A 16,732-nucleotide genomic window follows, 5' to 3' on the forward strand; every position below is an offset into this window, starting at 1 on the left:
ACAGCTTTCTTATTACATAATCGCTTTGATGGAACTCTTTTTTACCTGAGCTCCTTCACGGTCCGGCTTAAGGTGCTGGACGTCACAGTCTCTGAATGAGGATGCGAGTTTTCGCCTTACAAACCCTCCGGACCCCTTCGGTACATATACCATAACGATCGGCCCGGCCCCGCTCAGCGCTACGCCGTAAACATTCATTGACGCGGTAAGTGTAACAACCTTTTCAAGTTCCGGAACAAGAGCAGAACGGTATGGCTGATGGAAAAGGTCCTGCTGCATCATTTTACCGGCAACGTCCCAGCGGTTCTGCATTAGAGCAGCCACAAGCACGTTACTTACACTGCTCGCTTTCACCGCATCCCCAAAGGGAAGGTTGTCCGGAAGCCGGCTTCTTGAAGAAGATGTCTTAACCTCATATTCCGGTATGACAGCGACGATTTCCACATCCGGGTAAATACCGGACAGCACATCCGTTTGTTTGTCATTGTGAGTTCCGATTACAAGCCCTCCGTATATAGAAGCAGCCACGTTATCGGGGTGTCCCTCGTAACAGCTTGCTATCCTCACTTTATCGCGTGTCGGCAGGTTCAGGGCAAGGAGTTCATCTGCAAGTTCAATTCCTGCCACAATGGCCGCAGCACTGCTTCCAAGACCACGGGCCATTGGGATGTCACTTGTAAGCTCAACCTGGCATGGAGGCAGCTTGCGTTTAACACCTTCTGCTACCTGGGAAGCCACTCTAAAGATCAGGTTATCTTCTCCCTCCGGCAGTCCCTTCAAGAAGGAAGAGTTGGAATGAAAGGACCAGTGTTCTCCAGGTGAAGCCGTCAGGGTCAGATAACGATTCACAGCCATCCCTACGCTGTCGAAGCCGGGACCAAGGTTGGCTGTACTGCCGGGAACGGTTATCGTGATTACCTGGTCCCGGCTCATTGCTTCACACGCTCCTTGATCAGATCAAAGATGGACTCTTCATTATTAGGGAGTACTTCAGCTTTAAAGGATGAGCTTTCGATTGCACAATTCGGATCTTTTAATCCGTTCCCCGTGAGTACGGCAACAACCTTGGCTCCCTTTACAAGTTTTCCTGATTCGACCTGCTTTTTTACCCCGGCAAGGGAGGCGGCGGATGCAGGCTCGCAAAAGACGCCTTCTTCCTGTGCCAGTTGTTTATATGCTGATAGGATTTCACGATCTGTTACCTCGTCGATGGCTCCTCCCGATTCCTGAGCGGCATTCACTGCGTGTTCCCAGCTTGCCGGGTTTCCAATGCGGATGGCAGTCGCAATGGTTTCAGGGTTTTCGATCGCCCGGCCCCGTACAATTGCAGCAGCGCCTTCTGCTTCGAAGCCGTGCATGCGGGGAAGGCCTGACTGATGAGCCTGGTGATACTCTTTAAAGCCTTTCCAGTAGGCTGTGATATTACCGGCATTACCGACAGGAATGGCCAGAACGTCTGGAGCTGAGCCTAGCTGGTCGCAGACTTCGAAAGCCGCTGTTTTCTGGCCCTCGATGCGATGGGGGTTTACTGAGTTAACGAGAGAAATCGGTGCTTTCTTGCTGATGCTCTGGACCATTTTAAGGGCTTGATCGAAATTTCCCTCTATAGTATAAATCTCAGCGCCATACATGACAGCCTGTGCGAGTTTCCCCATGGCTACTTTTCCATCAGGGATCAGAATGATACACCGCATTTTCGCCCGGGCAGCATATGCCGCAGCAGCAGCGGACGTATTACCGGTAGAAGCACAGATTACGGCTTCATAGCCTTCTTCCTTTGCTTTAGCCACTGCCATGACCATTCCGCGATCCTTAAATGAACCTGTTGGGTTTGCTCCTTCGTACTTGGCATAGAGCTCCACTCCCCACAGCTTTGACAGGTGGGGGAGGGGAACAAGGGGAGTGTTCCCCTCGTTTAAGGAAAGTGATGGCGTTTTTTCACTGACAGGAAGCAAATCGCGATAGTGGTGAAGCAGACCTTTCCAGTACATATTACTTTCCTCCTTCAACCCTGTAGCTGCTCTTCACGTGATCGACCACATCAAGTTCAGCCAGCGCTTTTAATACCGAATCATAGTTTTGCTTAGACACTTTATGTGTTGTCACAATGATTTCCGCAACTTCCTGACCTTCGACAGGGCGCTGCAGAATTTTTTCGAGACTGACATCATTCTCTGAAAATACGGAAGTGAGTTCAGAGAAAGTACCTGCCTGATCTTTTGCATGAATACGCAGGAAGTATTTGGAGAAGATTTCGTCATCACTCTTCAGCTGTTTTTCGAATTGAGGTTCGGAAACTTTATTACCATTCACGCCGAGCCGCATGTTTTTCATTACTTCAACAAGGTCGGAAACTACAGCTGTGGCAGTTGGAAGCTTTCCTGCTCCCGGTCCATAAAACATCGTTTCACCAACGGCTTCCCCATACACATAGACAGCGTTGAATTCATCGTTCACGGATGCGAGGGGGTGGGAATGAGGGAACAATGTCGGCTGAACACTCACTTCCACTTTATTACCCGTGCGTTCCGCAATACCAATCAGTTTCATTGTAAGTCCAAGTTCATGACTGTAATCGAGATCTTCTGTAGTCACATTGGAAATCCCTGCAACATTGACATCCTCCAGCTCAATTGGCATGGAAAAGCCAAGTGTGCCCAGGATGGCTGTTTTTCTCGCTGCATCAATTCCCTCAACATCAGCTGTCGGATCGCTTTCGGCATAGCCGAGATCCTGAGCCTCTTTCAGCACTTCATTATAGTCTCTTCCTTCTTTCGTCATCTTCGTTAAAATATAGTTTGTTGTCCCGTTAAGAATGCCCATCATTTTTGTGATTTTATCTGATGCCAGTCCGTCTACTAAACTACGGATAATAGGAATCCCGCCCGCAACACTGGCTTCATAGAACAGGTCACATTTATTTTTTGCAGCGGCCTGAAGCAGTTCGCTTCCGTAAACGGCCACGAGGTCTTTATTTGCCGTTACAACATGTTTTTTATTTTCAAGAGCCTGAAGGATGTATTTACGTGATTCTTCAATCCCGCCCATAACCTCGAGAATGACATCTACTTCAGGGTCGTTTAAGATGTCGTCAGCGTCTGTTGTGAGACGCGAGCCGTTTAAATGTACGTCTCTTTCTTTATGAAGGTCGTTTACGAGGATTTTACTAATCGTCACAGAACAACCCACCTGGTGCTTTAATTTGTCCTGATGCTGATCAATAATGTGGACGACACCGCTTCCTACAGTACCTAATCCAAGCAGTCCGATATTGATTGAGTTGTTCATGATCTTTGCCCTCCTAATTGTTGTGTCCTCTGTGCGAGGACACATGTCTTTGTATAGAGGACATTATAGAGGGGAATCAGCTCTTTTACAACCCTGTTTCTCCTTATTTTTTCAGCAGTGGAATCGAAAATAGATGATGGTTGCGCTTACATCCCCTGCTGCATTGGGGAAGCTGGGGAAAAGAAAATCTTCTTCAATTTCTAATAATGATATAAATCAGATACACCACGTAGGCAACGGTTAACGTCAAGCCTTCATAGCGGCCCACAATGGAATAGGTTCTTGAGAATCGGAACAGCAGAACGGTTAATGCAATCATGACCATGGCATCGAGAAAGATTTTAGGATCCACGGGGAGAGGGGTGATAAGGGAGGCTGCCCCTAAAACGAAAAGAATGTTAAAAATCGAGCTTCCGACTATATTACCGATGGCTATTTCACTTTGTTTTTTCAAGGCTGCTGTAATAGAAGTAATCAGTTCAGGAAGTGAGGAGCCGATCGCAACAATCGTGAGACCGGCAAGTGTTTCACTCATCCCGAATGAGATAGCAATGTCTGTACTGCTTTCAACAACGAGATAACCCCCCAGAACGATGGCGGCAAGACCGGCCACGGTAATAAAGATGTTTTTCCCCCAGGTCCCCGACTGTCCTTCCAGATCTTCAACGACAGGGTCACGGGAATTTCTTGCTGCTTCAATAACGTAGTACATAAAGATGGAAAAAAATAAAAGCAAAATGATGCCGTCACTTCGTGTAATAATGTTCTCGCTTGTTCCCTGTAAAAAACGGTCGCTGATCAGGACAAGAAACGCGACACTCGCAAGAAAAGTAAAAGGAATTTCCTTTTTAATCGTGGAACTTTTGACACTCAATTGAGATATCATAGCCGTTATTCCAATCACGATAGACATGTTCATAATGTTACTTCCCACAACGTTACCGATTGTTACATCAGCGGTTCCTTCAAGAGCTGCAATAATACTGACCGTTGCTTCCGGAGCACCGGTCCCAAAGGCAACGATCGTCAGTCCGATGACAAGAGGGGAAACTCTGAGAAGCTTGGCGATATTTGAAGAGCCGTTTATAAAATAGTCGGCTCCTTTTATCAGGAGAATAAATCCTGCAATTAAAAGAATATACATCATTGGGCTACACCGGCCTTTTTAAAAATTGGAATTACTATTTAAATATCTTATTTACTATAAAATAGTTATTTATCCTTACTCTTCGACATCAAAGGTAAAAATATCTCCTGATAGTCCGCGATGTGCACTGATTTTTGCTGTTAAATCACGAAAAGTTCACAATGTAACAGAAGATAGAATAGGTCTTTTTTAATGCAGAATTATTTTAAAATTATAAAAATTCAATTGATTTATATTTACACATATAGTATTCTTCCATTAATAAGAAAAAACAAGTATTTTACATAATGATATTGATATTTCGTATATTCCATTCTTTCCTCATACATAGAAACCGGAGGATCGCCATGAAAAAACCAGTTCTTGAAATTAACGAGCTTCAAACGCACTTTCTTACAGATCGTGGAGAAATACCTGCTGTTGACCGTGTCAGCTTTTCTATTGATGAAGGAGAGGTCCTTGGGGTTGTAGGAGAATCAGGATGCGGTAAAAGTGTTACCTCACTTTCTGTAATGGGCCTCATTCCTAAGCCTCCAGGAAAAATCGTTGGAGGCGAAATCCTTTTCAGGCAGAAAAAAAACAACAAGGAAGTAACCGAAAACCTTGTGAAAGTAAGCAAAAAGCGTATGAGACAGATCAGGGGAAATCAAATTGCCATGATTTTTCAGGAGCCTATGACCTCTCTCGATCCCTTGTATACGATTGGATTTCAAATTATTGAAGGGGTCAGGAACCACCGTGCTGTTTCAAAAAAAGAAGGCAGATCCATCGCCGTTGATATGCTGAAACTTGTAGGAATCCCGAGGGCAGAAGAAATTGTGGATGAATATCCACACCAGCTGTCAGGCGGGATGCGTCAGCGTGTAATGATTGCGATTGCCATGGCATGTGATCCTGAAGTGCTTATTGCTGATGAGCCCACAACAGCACTTGATGTGACGATTCAGGCTCAGATCCTTGAATTGATGAAAAAACTCAACAAGGATAAAGGAACAGCAATCATGCTCATTACTCATGACCTCGGCGTAGTGGCGGAAATGTGTGACAGAGTCGTTGTTATGTACGCAGGAAAAGTCGTGGAAAAAGGGACTGTAAGAACGATTTTAAAGGAGCCGAAGCACCCTTACACCCAGGGGTTGATTAAATCGCTTCCGAAGATCGACAAGCGTAACGAGCGCCTGTACTCGATTCCGGGTAACGTTCCAAAACCGGGAAGCATTACTGCGGGCTGCCGCTTTGCCCCGAGGTGTGAGCATGCCTTTGACAGATGCTTTAAAGAAGACCCTGAACTCCTTGAAATGAGTGAGACACACACGTGCCGCTGTTTCCTCTATGAAAAGAAAGAGGTGGAAGCGACTCATGTCTAAACCATTACTTGAAGTCAAAGGTTTAAAGAAATATTTCGACGTCACCGGCGGCGTTTTTTCAAAAAAGGTCGGTGAAGTAAAGGCCGTTGATGACGTTTCCTTTACCGTATATGAAAAAGAAGTCCTCGGGATTGTAGGAGAGTCCGGCTGTGGAAAATCCACAACGGGAAAAGCACTCCTCAGACTGACAGAGCCAACGGACGGACAAGTCCTCTTTGAGGGAAAAGACATTACCGGGCTTAGTGAGGACGCAATGCGGAAGATGCGCAGGGATATGCAGATCATATTCCAGGATCCTTATGCGTCACTCAATCCGCGTCATAAAGTAGAAAAGATTCTCGGTGAACCATTGATCGTTCACGGTATCGGAGATAAAGAGGAACGGAGAAAAAAAGTCCGGGAGATTCTTGAAGTTGTCGGCCTCCCGGGAGAGCATGCATCGAGATACCCTCACCAGTTCAGCGGGGGACAGCGTCAGCGGATCGGTATTGCCCGGGCATTGATTGTAAACCCAAAACTCATTGTCTGTGATGAGCCGGTTTCGGCCCTGGATGTATCTATTCAATCTCAGATACTAAACCTCATGGAAGACTTGCAGGAGGAGTTTGGGCTGACCTATTTGTTTATTGCCCATGATCTCAGTGTTGTTAAACATATCAGTGACCGTATCGGGGTGATGTATCTCGGACGTATGGTAGAACTGTCGGATAATGAAGATTTGTATGACAATCCGCTTCATCCATATACGAAGTCACTTCTCTCAGCTGTACCGAACCCGGATCCGGATGTGAAAAAGGAACGCATCATTTTACAGGGGGACGTGCCAAGTCCGTCAAACCCGCCCTCAGGATGCGCTTTTCATACACGATGTCCGGAAGCAATGGATGTGTGTAAACAAGTACGCCCGGAATTTAAAGAACATTCTGTTAACCATTTTGTGGCCTGCCATCTCTACGATGAAACCGTAAAGAACTGACAGGCTGCAAGTTTTATAATTTAAGCTTAAAAAATGAAGGGGGAAACAAGATGGGGAAGAAAAGTCTTTGGTTGTTGCTTCTCTCAATTGCTCTTGTAGCTGTAATGGCTGCATGTGGCGGAGACGAAGACGTTGATGGTGGAGAAGCAGGGGAAGACAGCGGAGAAACAACAGATGATGACACTGATGATGGGGATGCAGGAGACGATGGTGCAGAATCTTCGGACTTGGCTGAAGACCAGACATTAATCTTCGCCCGCGGCGGTGACTCTGTAAGTCTTGACTATGCAAGTGTAACTGACGGGGAATCCTCCCGTGTAACCGAGCAAATCTATGAAAGTTTATTGAAGTTCGACGATGACTCGTTTGAAATCGGCCCGGGGCTTGCACACGACTGGGACGTTTCCGATGACGGTCTGACGTTCACATTTTACTTAGAAGAAGGCGTAACGTTCCATGATGGAACGGACTTTAACGCTGATGCTGTTAAGTTGAACTTTGAAAGATGGGCTGACCCTGATCATGAGTACCACTTTGCTGACGAAGGATACACATACAGTGTATATGGAACTCAGTTTGGCGGTTTCGCAGGAGATGACGGTCACGTAATCTCAGAAATTAACGTTGTAGATGACTACACAGTTGAATTTGTTCTTAATGAGCAGCTTGGATCTTTCATTCAGAACATGGGCATGAGCTATTTCTCCATCACCTCTCCTGCAGCTTTTGAGGAGTATGGAAGTGCGATTAATGAAAACCCGGTCGGAACAGGTCCGTTTAAATTTGTAAGCTGGACTCGTGACGATCAGATTGTTCTTGAGAAAAATGAAGACTACTGGCAGGAAGGTCTTCCTAAGCTTGACAGTGTTATCTTTACTGTAATTCCTGATAACTCTGCAAGACTTACAGCTCTTAGAACAGGCGAGATCGACATGATGGACGGTCTAGATCCTGATGATGTTGAAGTAATTGAAAGTGAAGATGGATTAACTGTGTTTGAACGTACAACAAACAACATTGGTTACCTGGGCTTTAACATGGACAAAGAGCCGTTTGATGATGTTCTTGTACGTCAGGCGTTTAACCATGCTGTTGATAAAGAAACGCTAATCTCTGTTCTTTATGCGGGACTTGCAGAACCTGCGAAAAACATTATTCCTCCTGGATACCTGGGATACAACGATAATATCGAAGAGTATGAATATGACCCTGACCGTGCAATGGAACTTCTTGAAGAAGCAGGGTATGCCGATGGTATGGAATTCGACCTTTGGACAATGCCTGTTGCACGTCCGTACATGCCGGATCCACAGCGTGCTGCCGAGGTTCTTCAGGAAAACTTCGCTGCTATCGGTGTAACTGCTAACATCGTTTCCATGGAGTGGGCAACGTACCTTGAAAGAACAGAACAAGGTGAGCAGGACGTGTTCATGCTTGGCTGGTCCGGTACAAACGGTGATCCGGATTACTTCTTCGGAAACCTGCTTCACTCAAGTGCGATTCCAGGTGGTAACCGTACATTCTACCGAAGCGACGAAGCGGATGATCTCTTTAACCAGGCGAAAGTAAGCGTGGATGAAGATGAGCGTGCTGAGCTTTATGAAAGAGCACAGGAAGTCGTCCATGATGATGCGCCATTAATTCCACTTGTGCACACAACTCCTGTACTGGCAGGAAGTGACAGAGTTCAAGGGTATGTACCTCACCCGTCTACAAGTGAAGCGTTATTAGAGGTTGAGCTTACTAACTAATTTCATAGTGAAAAGGAGTCTGAGAGGGGACGTTCTTGATCCTCTCTCTCTATCCTTTTTTAAAACAAGACTTACATAACGTTCAAATGGAAGCCAGGTGAATGCGATGCTCTCATATACAATAAGAAGGTTACTCATGCTCATTCCGGTATTGATCGGAATGTCATTAATTACGTTTTCGATCATCCACCTCATTCCGGGTAACCCGGCACAAACCATCCTGGGAGAACAGGCAACTCCCCAGGCAATTGCAGCCCTTGAAGAACAGCTTGGCCTTAATGAACCTTACTTTGTACAGTACGGTAATTATATGGCCGGGCTTGTACAAGGGGATCTGGGTACATCTCTTCGTACAAGAGGTGAGATCTCGTCTGAAATCAGACCTTACCTTGCAGCTACGGTTGAACTGACGATCTTTGCAATGATTTTTGCCGTTGTGGTGGGAGTAAACGCAGGAATCATCAGTGCCTGGAAACAAAACTCATTATTTGATTACACGGCGATGATCATCGCTCTTATCGGGGTATCGATGCCGATCTTCTGGCTCGGTCTAATGCAGCAGTGGATCTTTGCTCAGGAACTGGGCTGGCTGCCTGCTTTTGGCCGTGCGAATCCAAGAGATCCGATAGAGACAACCACTCACTTTTATCTGATTGACTCTATTATTAATGGACGACTCGATCAGTGGTGGACATCGTTTAAACATTTAATCCTCCCCGGAATCGCTCTGGGAACGATTCCGATGGCGATAATTGCCAGGATGACACGCTCGAGTATGCTTGAGGTTTTACGTCATGATTATATCCGTACGATTCAGGCAAAAGGATCCCGGACATTCACCGTTATTTACCGTCACGCATTTAAAAACGCCGTCATTCCTGTATTAACGGTTGTTGGTCTTCAAACGGGGACTCTTTTAGGAGGAGCAATTCTTACTGAAACCATCTTCAGCTGGCCTGGAATCGGCAGGTATGTGTATGAAGCTATCGGCAATCGTGATTATCCGGTTATTCAGTCTGGAATTCTTGTAATAGCTACCATGTTCGTTGTCATCAATCTGGTCGTGGATCTCCTCTACAGTTATATAGATCCGAGAATCAAATACTAGACGGGGGAGGGAATACACTATGGAAACAGCTAAACAATCAACGAAAAAGCCGATGCAGGGACCGGAAAAACCCCAGCTGTCCAGAGTTGAATCCATATCGCCATGGAGAGAAGCCTATTGGCAGCTTAGAAAGAACAAGCTGGCAATCGTAGGCCTGTGTATTGTGTTTTTCTTCATTTTTATGGCTATTTTTGCACCTTTGTTAACGACTCATTCCATAAGCGGTATGAATGCAGCAGACAGACTTCAGGGGCCGTCTGCAGCACACTGGTTTGGTACAGACTACTCGGGCCGTGATATATTCGCCAGGATCGTTTTCGGTGCAAGGATTTCACTTCTTGTTGGATTTTTTGCTGTAACAGGAGCCATGATCTTTGGTTCATTACTCGGTATTATTGCAGGGTTTTATGGTAAATGGGTTGACATGATTATCTCGAGAATATTTGATATAATGCTTGCATTTCCAAGTATCCTGTTAGCAATTGCTATCGTATCCATGCTTGGTCCGTCATTACAGAATGCCCTGATCGCCATAGCGATCATTAACATTCCGATTTTTGGACGTCTCGTACGGTCAAAAGTAATCTCCATCAGGCAGGAAGAATATATTCTTGCAGCGAAAGCGCAGGGGATGAAAAGTACCCGGATCCTTTTCCACCACGTGCTGCCGAACAGTACGGCACCGATTATTGTACAAGCTACGCTGGGATTTGGTACGGCAATTCTTGAAGCTGCGGCTCTTGGCTTTCTCGGATTGGGTGCTCAGCCGCCGACACCGGAGTGGGGGAGAATGCTCTCGGATTCACGGCAGTACATTCAAAGTGCTCCGTGGACGGTGTTATTCCCCGGATTCTCCATTATGCTTGTGGTTCTCGGGTTTAACATGATCGGGGATGGGCTGAGAGATGCTCTTGATCCGAAAATGAAAAGTTAGGCGTACAAATAAATGCACTTTCTTCCTGGAAGAAAGTGCATTTGTTTTGTATAGGTAAGTGGAGGAGCAGGTATAGACAGGTTAGGACGAAGTTTAAACAGGTTAGAGCGGGTTTTAAACAAGTTAGCCCCCGATTTAAACGATTTAGCCTAGAAGAGAGAACAAAGGAGGTTACAGAAAGTGAATCTAAAGGAGACAACAGCATTTGTAACAGGTGGAGCTTCCGGCCTCGGTGAGGCGGTTGTCAGATATACGATTGTCCATGGAGGAAAGGCTGTCATTTTTGACCGGTCCAGTGAAAATGGTGAAAAGTTAGCCGGTGAATTAGGCGAACATGCACTTTTTGTAAAGGGAGACGTAACAGACGAAGAAGGAATTGCCAACGCATTGGACAAAGGTAGTAATGTATTCGGTGAAATAAATACAGTTGTAAATTGTGCGGGAATTGGTGTGGCAGAGAAAGTGAACGGAAGAAAAGGGATCCATAGTCTGGAGAGTTTTTCGAAGACAATTGAAGTAAATCTTTTAGGGACGTTTAATGTCATTCGTTTGGCGGCTGACAAAATGAAAGCGAATACATTGCGAGAAAATGGTGAAAGAGGAGTCATCATCAACACGGCTTCTGTCGCTGCATTCGACGGTCAAATTGGGCAGGCTGCCTACAGTGCATCAAAAGGCGGGGTTGTTGGAATGACACTGCCGATTGCACGAGAGCTGGCTTCTTCCGGTATTCGGGTAATGACCATTGCGCCAGGGTTGTTTGATACACCTATGTTTGCATCTTTACCTGATGAAGCGAGGGATGCTCTTGGAAAAATGACCCCGTTTCCGTCGCGACTCGGACAGCCGGAAGAGTACGCAAAATTGGCAGGAGCAATTATAGAAAACCCGATGTTGAATGGGGAAGTGATCCGTCTCGACGGCGCAATTCGAATGCAGCCAAAGTAAAAAGAGGAGGTTTATTTATGAAACATCCATACCTGACAGACGATCATCAGATGTTCAGGCAGGCATTACGGAAATTTTTGGACAAGGAAGCCTATCCGCACTTTGATCAATGGGAAAAAGACCGGATGATTCCCCGGGAATTCTGGACAAAGATGGGGGAGCAGGGATTCCTGTGTCCCGATGTAGAGGAAGCATACGGTGGTTCAGGCGTGGACTGGGGCTTTTCTGTTGTGATTAACGAAGAGCTGGAGAAGGTCGGAACAAGCATGATCGGCATTGGTCTTCATAACGATGTGGTGGTTCCTTATCTTACGGCTTTTGCCACGAAGGAGCAAAAAGAACGCTGGCTGCCTAAGTGTGTGACCGGGGAAACGATTACAGCACTGGCCATGACTGAACCGGGGACAGGATCGGATCTTGCCAACATCAGGACCACGGCCATTAAAGACGGAGATCATTATGTTCTGAACGGGCAGAAAACGTTTATTACAAATGGAATCCATTCCGATCTGGTTGTTGTTGCGTGCAAGACTGACCCAAAAGCAGAACCAAAGCACAAAGGTGTGAGTCTGATTGTTGTGGAAAGGGGAATGGAAGGCTTCTCCCGCGGCCGGAAACTTGATAAGGTCGGCCTGCACAGCCAGGATACCGCAGAGCTGATTTTTGAAGACTGCCGGGTGCCAAAGGAAAACCTGCTCGGTGAAGAAGGAAAAGGATTTCTTTATATGATGGACAAGCTTCAGCAGGAACGCCTCCTGGTTGCAATTGGTGCCCAGGTGGCAGCTGAGGATATGCTTCAGACGACCATCGACTATGTGAAATCCCGAAAAGCATTCGGACAGCCGGTCAGCAAGTTTCAGAACACCCAGTTCAAGCTTGTGGAAATGGCGACAGAAATTGAAATGGGCCGCACGTTCCTCGATCAGCTTATTGCCAGACATATGGCCGGTGAAGACGTCGTGACCGAAGTTTCAATGGCCAAGTGGAAGCTGACGGAAATGGCGAAAGACACAGCCTCTTCGTGTATGCAGCTCCATGGCGGATACGGGTATATGGAAGAATACAAGATTGCCAGACGTTACAGAGACATTCCTGTATCGGCGATATATGCCGGGACAAATGAAATTATGAAAACGATTATTGCGAAAAATATGGGCTTGTAAGTATACGAGAGAAGGGTGGTTATACGCTATGAACAGAGAAGCAGTCATCGTTGAAGCAGTCAGAACGCCGGTTGGAAGACGGAAGGGAACCCTCCAGCATGTCCGTCCCGATGATCTTGCTGCGATTGCTCTTAAGGAAGTCGTAAAGAGAGCCGGAATTGACCCCGGAATTGTAGAGGATGTGATTATGGGTTGTGTAACCCAGTCCGGCGAGCAAGCCGGGGATATTGGAAGGGTTGCTGCTCTTATCGCAGGCTTCCCTCAGCACGTGCCCGGAACGACCATTGACCGCCAGTGCGGATCAAGCCAGCAGGCTGTCCACTTCGCCAGCCAGGCGGTTTTGAGCGGGGATATGGATGTGGTCATTGCTGCAGGTGTGGAGAACATGGACAGGGTGCCGATGGGGTCAAACTTCCAGGGAGCTAAACCAAGTGAACAGCTGACCGGAAAATACGAAATCGTTCACCAGGGAATTTCTGCTGAAAAGATTGTTCAGAAGTGGGGATTTAGCCGGGAAGAGATGGACGAGTATGCAGCAGAAAGCCACAGGAGAGCCCTGACTGCGCAAAAAAAGGGTTTCTTTGATAAAGAGATTGTCCCTGTTTCCGTTACTCTCCCGGACGGAACGGTTGAAGAGGTCATGCACGACACAGGCCCACGGGAAGGAACAACAGCAGAAAAGCTGGCAGGGCTGAATCCTTCCTTTATCGAGGGAGGGACCATTCATCCCGGGAACTCAAGTCAGATCAGTGACGGAGCCGGTGCCATTCTTATTATGAGCCGGGAAAAAGCTGAAGAACTGGGGTTAAAACCAAGGTTTCGTATTCACACCCGTGTCGTTGTAGGGTCTGATCCGACACTGATGCTCACAGGGCCGATTCCTGCTACAGAGAAGGTGCTTGAAAAATCAGGCCTTACCCTTGATGACATTGACGTTTTTGAAGTTAACGAAGCTTTTGCACCTGTGCCGTTAGCTTGGTTAAAAGAAACGGGAGCTGATCCGAAGAAGATGAACCCGAACGGAGGAGCCATCGCTTTAGGGCATCCGCTGGGGGCGAGCGGAGCCCGCCTCATGACCTCCATGATTCATGAGCTTGAGCGAAGCGGCGGAAGATACGGGCTGCAGACGATGTGTGAAGGTTACGGGATGGCGAATGCGACGATCATCGAGCGGATGGAATAGTCCTTACCATTGCTTAAAATCCTTATTGGAGGTACTTAAATGTCTACAACAATTGGAACGTTATTTGAGCAGACGGTAACCAAGTTTCCGGATAAAGAAGCGATTGTTTATGTGCAAAAGAACCTCAGATTCACCTATGCAGAATGGAATGACAGAGTAAATAAAACGGCAAATGCCTTTCTTGATGCAGGTGTAAAGAAAGGCGACCGTGTTTCTACTTTTCTTTTTAATACGGAAGAGCTGGCAACTGCCTATTTTGCCTGTGCGAAGATAGGAGCTGTTTTTAATCCAATTAATTTCCGCCTTGCTGCAGATGAACTTCTGTTCATAGTAGAAGATGCGTCTCCGAAGATTGTCCTTTTTGAAAAGGCGCTGGCCTCGCAGATAAATGAGGTTCGAAAAGATATACCTGAAGTTTCATACTGGTACGTAGATTCCGACACTCCTGAATACGCTGAGAATTTTCATGAGAAAGTACATGAAGCCGGAAGTGACCGTCCTGATAGTAACGTACAAGAGGAAGATCTGTATGCCATTATGTACACGAGCGGTACGACAGGGCGGCCAAAAGGTGTCATGCACAGTCACCGTGAGATGGTCGAGCAAAGTCTAATCCTTATTGCATCTACAAAGCTGACAGAGGATGACCGGGGGTTAGTTACAGCGCCTATGTTTCATTGTGCTGAACTTCATTGCGCATTTTTACCGAGGGTACATGTAGGAGCTTTAAATATCATCACACACCATTTTGAACCTAAACGAACGTTGGAGCTCATTGAAGAGGAAAAAGTATCCCTGTTCTTTTCTGCTCCGACAATGTGGAACATGATGCTCCAGGAGTCATTGGACGATTACGATTTAACAACACTCCGTCTCGGGTTGTACGGGGCTGCTCCTATGGCACCTGCGCTCGTTAACGCCATACAGGAACATTTCGGGTGTGAACTTGTCCAGGCATATGGAATGACTGAGATGGGGCCTGCTGTGACGTTTTTAAACGAGAAGGATCAGGTCAGGAAAGCGGGATCAGCCGGGAAGGCATGTCTGAACCACGAGATTCGGATTGTAAGGCCCCGTGAGGCAGGACGGCCATCGGAGCCGGACGATGTTATGAATCCTGGAGAAACAGGAGAACTAATCGTTAAAGGTCCGTGTATGATGCAGGGTTATTTTAACCGGGAAGAAGCAACGAGAAATGCGATTTATAAAGGGTGGTATTATTCAGGTGATGCAGCATCGTTTGATGATGAGGGATACCTGTGGATTGCAGACAGAGTCGATGACATGATTATCAGCGGTGGTGAAAATATTTACCCAAGAGAGATTGAAGATGTTCTCTACGAGCATCCAGGTATTCTTGATGTAGCTGTTTTGGGAGAGCCTGATGAAAAGTGGGGAGAATCAGTTATGGCTGTGATTGTGAGGAAGAACGACTCTTTATCAGAACAAGACCTTGACCGGTTTTGTCAGGAGAGTACAAAATTAGCTGATTATAAAAGGCCTCGCAGGTACTTATTCGTGGACGAACTACCGAGAAACGCAAGCGGGAAAATTCAGAAATTCATGCTGAAAAACGAACTCGTAAAAAGCAACGGGTAACTTTTTCTGACGTAAGAGTTGTTGCATATGGAAACGGGGAAGAGATACACCGCAGTAGAAAGAGAAGTATTGGCAGGCTTCGTCTGGGTGAGCCATGTTTATTAAATGCAGCATCTGTAAGTAAACAGGTTTTGAAATGTGTATAAAAATGAGGTGAACCATGCTTAAAGGGATTCGTGTGATTGATATTTCATTTTATCTGCCCGGCCCTTATGCGACGCTGCGGCTTGGGGATCTTGGAGCAGAAGTAATTAAAGTGGAGCCGCCGGAAGGTGACCCGGCTCGAAATACAGGAGAAAAGAAAAACGGTGACGGGCTCGTTTTTTTAGCCAATAACCGTAATAAAAAAAGCATTACCCTGGATTTAAAAACAGAAGAAGGGCAGACGGCGGCTCTTTTATTAATTGAAGAGGCGGATGTTGTTATCGAGAGTTTCAGACCGGGGGTGACCAGCAGGCTGGGAATCGATTACGAACGTGCAAAGGAGGTTAACCCGGGCATTGTTTATTGCTCCATTTCCGGGTACGGACAAGCCGGTACAGCAAGCAACCTGGGAAGCCACGATCTGAATTATATGGCTGTGAGCGGATCCCTGTCTCAGATGAAAGACAAAGGTGGCTCACCGGTTCATCCGACGAATACGTTTGCCGACCTTTTCGGGGGTGTTACTGCAAATGAACGGATCCTTGCAGCTCTGGTGAAAAAAGAGAGAACAGGGGAAGGTGAGTATGTGGATCTTTCCCTGGCAGATTCGATGGTTTCGCTTATGACCAATCACGTGATCTACGAACAGGAAACAGGGCGGGAAACCGGTGTTTCTCTCCTTGACGGCGAACTCGTCTGCTACAGTCTTTATGAGACAAAAGATGGGCGGTATGCGGCTCTGGCGGCACTGGAGAAGAAGTTCTGGACGAATTTTTGCGATGGAGTAAACCGCCCCGACTGGATCAGCTCTCACTGGTCAACGACTGAAGAATCAAATACGGTTTTTAAGGAAATACAGTCTTTGTTTGCCGGTAAAACACTCCAGGAGTGGACTTTATTCGGTCTTGAACATGACTGCTGTCTTACACCGGTTCTTGAGCCGAGTGAGATTAATAAAACTCCATATTTTCAAGGGAAAAACCTTGTCTGGGATAATGAAGACGGTACCCGGCAGGCAGCGACATTTCCGCAGCATAAGAGCAGGATCAGCACAAGACCGCCGTTGAAAGGTGAACATACAAGAGAGCTTTTAAGTCAAATGGATAAAAATCAGAACACATAAT

14 protein-coding genes are annotated in these 16,732 nt (G+C 46.5%); 10 read left to right on the forward strand and 4 right to left on the reverse strand.

Annotated elements, in window-relative coordinates:
• Positions 1-12: 12 nt before the first annotated feature.
• The 4 genes from thrB to JSY36_RS11050 form a co-directional block, all read right to left on the reverse strand.
• Complete coding sequence (gene thrB, locus JSY36_RS11035) at positions 13-933, reverse strand: homoserine kinase (RefSeq protein WP_205166457.1); 921 nt, start codon at positions 931-933, stop codon at positions 13-15.
• The gene (gene thrC, locus JSY36_RS11040; protein ID WP_205166458.1) at positions 930-1,991 is read right to left on the reverse strand and encodes a threonine synthase; all 1,062 of its coding nucleotides are present in this window, start codon (positions 1,989-1,991) and stop codon (positions 930-932) included. Before thrC ends, thrB begins: the two co-directional genes overlap by 4 nt.
• 1 nt (position 1,992) lies before the next feature.
• On the reverse strand, positions 1,993-3,288 hold the full coding sequence (locus tag JSY36_RS11045) for a homoserine dehydrogenase (RefSeq protein ID WP_122898348.1): 1,296 nt from the start codon (positions 3,286-3,288) through the stop codon (positions 1,993-1,995).
• Positions 3,289-3,481: 193 nt separating this feature from the next.
• On the reverse strand, positions 3,482-4,435 hold the full coding sequence (locus JSY36_RS11050) for a calcium/sodium antiporter (protein WP_205166459.1): 954 nt from the start codon (positions 4,433-4,435) through the stop codon (positions 3,482-3,484).
• 347 nt (positions 4,436-4,782) lie between these two features.
• Between JSY36_RS11050 and JSY36_RS11055 the strand changes: the two genes are divergently transcribed.
• From JSY36_RS11055 to JSY36_RS11100, 10 genes are all read left to right on the forward strand, one after another.
• On the forward strand, positions 4,783-5,802 hold the full coding sequence (locus JSY36_RS11055) for an ABC transporter ATP-binding protein (protein ID WP_205166460.1): 1,020 nt from the start codon (positions 4,783-4,785) through the stop codon (positions 5,800-5,802).
• Positions 5,795-6,778, forward strand: coding sequence for an ABC transporter ATP-binding protein (locus tag JSY36_RS11060; RefSeq protein ID WP_122898341.1), 984 nt, complete (start codon positions 5,795-5,797; stop codon positions 6,776-6,778). Before JSY36_RS11055 ends, JSY36_RS11060 begins: the two co-directional genes overlap by 8 nt.
• A 50-nt stretch (positions 6,779-6,828) precedes the next feature.
• The gene (locus JSY36_RS11065; RefSeq protein ID WP_205166461.1) at positions 6,829-8,529 is read left to right on the forward strand and encodes an ABC transporter substrate-binding protein; all 1,701 of its coding nucleotides are present in this window, start codon (positions 6,829-6,831) and stop codon (positions 8,527-8,529) included.
• Between the two features lie 106 nt (positions 8,530-8,635).
• A complete protein-coding gene (locus JSY36_RS11070; protein ID WP_205166462.1) occupies positions 8,636-9,637 on the forward strand; it encodes an ABC transporter permease in 1,002 nt (333 codons plus the stop codon).
• 52 nt (positions 9,638-9,689) lie between these two features.
• On the forward strand, positions 9,690-10,571 hold the full coding sequence (locus tag JSY36_RS11075) for an ABC transporter permease (RefSeq protein ID WP_236784819.1): 882 nt from the start codon (positions 9,690-9,692) through the stop codon (positions 10,569-10,571).
• 180 nt (positions 10,572-10,751) lie between these two features.
• Entirely contained in the window at positions 10,752-11,519 is a 768-nt protein-coding gene (locus JSY36_RS11080) for an SDR family NAD(P)-dependent oxidoreductase (RefSeq protein ID WP_205166464.1), read from the forward strand.
• 17 nt (positions 11,520-11,536) lie between these two features.
• Positions 11,537-12,682, forward strand: coding sequence for an acyl-CoA dehydrogenase family protein (locus JSY36_RS11085; protein ID WP_205166465.1), 1,146 nt, complete (start codon positions 11,537-11,539; stop codon positions 12,680-12,682).
• Between the two features lie 28 nt (positions 12,683-12,710).
• Positions 12,711-13,865 (forward strand): thiolase family protein, encoded by a 1,155-nt coding sequence (locus tag JSY36_RS11090; RefSeq protein WP_122898329.1) that lies wholly within the window; start codon positions 12,711-12,713, stop codon positions 13,863-13,865.
• Positions 13,866-13,904: 39 nt separating this feature from the next.
• On the forward strand, positions 13,905-15,464 hold the full coding sequence (locus JSY36_RS11095) for a fatty acid--CoA ligase (RefSeq protein ID WP_205166466.1): 1,560 nt from the start codon (positions 13,905-13,907) through the stop codon (positions 15,462-15,464).
• Between the two features lie 160 nt (positions 15,465-15,624).
• On the forward strand, positions 15,625-16,731 hold the full coding sequence (locus tag JSY36_RS11100; RefSeq protein ID WP_205166467.1) for a CaiB/BaiF CoA transferase family protein: 1,107 nt from the start codon (positions 15,625-15,627) through the stop codon (positions 16,729-16,731).
• The last annotated feature ends 1 nt before the right edge of the window (position 16,732 follow it).

Source organism: Alteribacter salitolerans (genome assembly GCF_016901055.1).
GTDB lineage: Bacteria > Bacillota > Bacilli > Bacillales > Salisediminibacteriaceae > Alteribacter > Alteribacter keqinensis.